The 3,907-nt window shown below is 63.5% G+C and carries 2 protein-coding genes and 1 tRNA gene; all 3 read right to left on the bottom strand.

The features are described 5' to 3' along the window. Window positions 1-457: 457 nt before the first annotated feature. Window positions 458-533, bottom strand: a tRNA-Thr gene (locus EV671_RS26330). A gap of 145 nt (window positions 534-678) precedes the next feature. Continuing rightward, window positions 679-2,568: a polysaccharide biosynthesis protein gene (locus EV671_RS26335; RefSeq protein WP_132576862.1), complete on the bottom strand. Its 1,890-nt coding sequence runs from the start codon at window positions 2,566-2,568 to the stop codon at window positions 679-681. Window positions 2,569-2,760: 192 nt separating this feature from the next. Next, window positions 2,761-3,855 (bottom strand): Fic family protein, encoded by a 1,095-nt coding sequence (locus tag EV671_RS26340; protein ID WP_132576863.1) that lies wholly within the window; start codon window positions 3,853-3,855, stop codon window positions 2,761-2,763. Between the last annotated feature and the right edge of the window lie 52 nt (window positions 3,856-3,907).

Consider the following 3,907-nt stretch of genomic DNA (forward strand, 5'->3'; position numbering starts at 1 on the left):
GACATACGACGCTCAAATGCCCCTGTTGTAGTGGCAGGCCGAAGGGCTCGTCCTATACAGATCAGTCACTTAGACGCGTTGGTGTCGAACTCGGGTGGCCTGGCGCGATCAACTCGTGCGCGACACACCATCGCCCCCCACCGACCCGAGCGAACCGTTCTGACGCCGCCGAATAACGTCGCCGCCCTCGTCGGTGGCGTCCTCATCTCATCCACCAGGGCCCCACGGGGCCTTTCCTACTGGCCGGACCGGCTACCGGCTTACGCGCAAAACCGCGTCCTCACCGCCGAATAAGAGCGGACATCTGATCGGCGCGTCGTAGCGCCGATCGATGGGTGCGTCAGCGGCCGCCGCCGACCATCTCGATCGCCTGCTGCAGGCTAGCGTACTAGGGCATCGCACCAAGCAAAAAAGCCGCACAAGGCGGCTTTTAAAGACTTTGATTCCAGTGAGATTTTGGTGCCGATGAAGAGAGTCGAACTCCTGACCTTCGCATTACGAATGCGCTGCTCTACCAACTGAGCTACCTCGGCCCTGAAATCCCTACTGCAATAAGTAGAGCCTGTGCAGTGTACCGCACTTTTTGAATGGGCGATTTCAGCTTGGGGTGCCTGCATCCCAGTTCAGCATACGGCCTGCGCGAACAAGAGCAGGGCCAGCCGGACGATCAGGTTAGCGCTACGCACACTGACATTGGCCAGAACGGCTGGGCAGAACGTATTCGCTACCCAGTACTTCGCTCAGCATGACCCGTATCGACTGATCGGTGTAGGGACTGGACAAAGTGCCAAGCCAATGGATGGAATCTCGCCGACCGGCCTGAGGCGCAAGCTTTGCAATGAACAGCGAAGACACCTTCGTGGGAAGCGTCTGCTCATCTGTCACGAGCATCTCTTCGTATAGCTTCTCCCCCGGCCTCAGACCAGAAAACACGATGCGTACATCGTGCTCGCTGTGCCCCGCAAGGCGAATCATGTCGCGGGCAAGGTCGACGATTCGCACCGGCTCGCCCATGTCCAGCACATAAACCTGCCCGGTCTCACCGATGGCACAGGCCTGCACCACCAGCCGCGCGGCCTCTGGGATGGTCATGAAGTAGCGCGTGATGTCCGGATGCGTCACCGTCACCGGCCCACCCTTGGCAATCTGCTCCTTGAACTTCGGGATCACGCTGCCGCTCGATCCCAGCACGTTGCCGAAACGCACAGCCATGAACTTGGCCACGTGCCCCTGCCCGGACATGTGGCTGACCACCAGCTCCGCCGCGCGCTTGGTGGCGCCCATCACGTTGGTCGGATTCACCGCTTTGTCGGTGGAGATGAGCACGAAGCGCTCGGCACCGTGTTCGGCTGCGGCCAGACAGGTGTTGTAGGTGCCCAGCGTGTTGTTGCGCAGGCAGGCCAGGGCGTTGTCGTCTTCCTCCATCAACGGCACATGCTTGTACGCCGCCGCATGGAAAACGATCTGCGGCTTGTATTTGCCAAAGACGTGGCGCAGGTGTTCCAGGTCCTTCACGTCGCCGATCAGGCGCACGAGGGGGAGGTGGGGAAACTTCTCGCTGAGTTCCTGCTCGATGGTGTAGAGCGCGAACTCACTGAGTTCGTAGAGCACGATCTTTGACGGGCCGTAACGCGCGACCTGGCGGCACAGTTCGGAGCCGATGGAGCCGCCGGCGCCGGTGATCAGCACGACCTTGCCGTTCAAGCATTCGCTGATGCCGCCTTCGTCCAGAACCACGGGCTCACGGCCCAGCAGGTCCTCGGGTTCGATGTCACGGACCTGGTTGACGGCGCGGCCGGCCAGCAGTTCCTCGCTGCTTGGCACGGTCAGCACAGGCAGGCCGACCTTTCCGGCGATGTCGAGGGCTCTGCGCCGCTCCTGTGTACTGGCACCCGGCATGGCCACGATCAGGTGGGTGATGCCGTGCAGTTCGGCGAACTCCTCTGCCTGCTCCAGGCGTCCCAGCACGGGCACGCCTGCTACTCGGGCCGCTTGCTTCTCCTTGGCGTCATCAAGGAAGCCCACGATGACCCAGCCCTGGGTGTGCTGCAGGCCGGCCACCAGCAAGCGCCCTGCGTCGCCGGCGCCCATCACGAGTGCGCGGCGCTGCTCCTGGGCGCTGCCGCTGATGCGGCTGCGCATGTGCTCGTAAAGCATGCGGTAGCCCATGCGCATCATGGCCAGCAGCATCAGCGTGAAGAGGGGGTGCAGGGCCAGCACGGCGCGCGGGACGCCGAGTAGGTGGGCCATCTGGATGACGGTCGCGCTGACCAGGCCTGCGCCGCCACAGACGAGCGCCAGGCGCTTGACCTCGCCGAAGCCGGAGAAGCGCCACATGCCCTTGGGCACGTGCAGGGCCAGCAGTGCAATGGCATAGGCGACAAGGACGCCGATCAGCACATAGCCGTCGTAGCCAGGCCGCGCGGAGAACCAGCGCTCGAAGCCGAGACGAAAAAGGTAGGTGAACTGCCAGGCCAGCGCGACGACGACGAGGTCGAGCAGCAGGGCAAGGCGCTCCCGGTGGGGGCGCACGCGTGTGAGGAAGGTGTCGAGCAGTTGCCAGTTCATCGGGCGCGGATTGTCGCAGCGGCTGGCGATAGCTGGGTCATCAGACGCAGCCGTCACCTGGATGAATGGGCCATAACGCCATGTTTTTAAATTGATTCCACCAGATGCGCGTGAAATTGCATGTGGTTGGTGGAAGACCCCGCGCAGCCGGGACAGGCAGCAAACGACGTCGAGGAAGCCGGAAAATCCAATTCAGCAGTTGGCCTGCTGAACGTCCGCTTCGGCCTCCGGCCATAGCGCGGGGAACAGGAAACGCAACGCGCGCATGGGCACCCCAAAGCGCACCCGCCCTTTGGGTGTATCGCTGACCAGCAACCCGTAGTCGATCAGCTTGGCGACCAGCGTGGCGGCAGTTCGCTCCCCGAGTCCCGTCATGCGCGCGAACTCCCCGCGCGCCATGTCGCCAGTGGTGAAGAGGTAGTGCAGCGGCATTTGTGCCTCTTCACGCAGCCCCGTGCGGCCCACATGCTGCTCGTAGGCCAGCAGCGCCCGGATGCGTTCACGCATGCGCCCCATGTCGAGCATGCCGCTCATGAACGCCACCTGATCCAGGCACACATCCAGGAAGAAGTCGATCCAGGTCACCAGCATGCGCTCGCTGCGCTGCCCGCGGCCGTCGAGATCCCCCATCCTGGGCATATCAGCGTTCGCCAGGTGTTCGATGTACTGCGCCGACCGGCATGCGAAGCCCCGCAGTGGCGACCACAGACCTTGCGTCACCCCCAGCGAGTGCAGTACGGCCAAGGAGTGCAGTCGCGCCGTGCGGCCATTGCCATCCATGAACGGGTGGATCCAGACCAGCCGGTGATGGGCTGCGGCGGCCGCTAGCAGCTGTTTCTCGCCTCTGCGCACGGTGGCGTAGCTCTGTGCCCAGCGATCCATCATGCGCGGCAAAGTCACGAAACTGGGGGCGAGATGCCGATGCACGGCAACGTCGCGGCGCCTGATCTGGCCGGGCTCAACCTGCGCGCGCTCGACATCCAAGCCTGCGTCGTCGCACATGACCACCACGCGGTCTTCGGGCGTCAACTGCGCAAATAGATGAGCGTGGATCTCTTCGACGGCCGCCGAGGTGTAGAGCTGCTCCGTCCGCACGTCCCGCCCCAGCAACCAGCTTTCTGTCCCGATATGCGCGACTGCCAAGCGTTGCAGCCTGGCCTTGTCTGGATTCGCGGAGAAGTCTTGGGCCAGCGCCTGGTTGATCTCCGTGGGACGCGTGTGCTCGCCCTCGATCTTGTTCGAGTACCCCGATGGCCACCCCAAACTGCTCCACTCGTGGCCACCCAAACTGCTCCAGGCAGGACGCGGGGATTATGTGGGGTCCGAGGTGATGAGCAGG

Origin of the sequence: Roseateles saccharophilus (assembly GCF_004342485.1) — a bacterium.
Classification (GTDB): domain Bacteria; phylum Pseudomonadota; class Gammaproteobacteria; order Burkholderiales; family Burkholderiaceae_C; genus Pelomonas; species Pelomonas saccharophila.

Bases quoted from the DNA above. Each gene is read 5' to 3' on its own strand.
- EV671_RS26335 (WP_132576862.1), bottom strand. From the start codon at position 2,568: ATGAACTGGCAACTGCTCGACACCTTCCTCACACGCGTGCGCCCCCAC.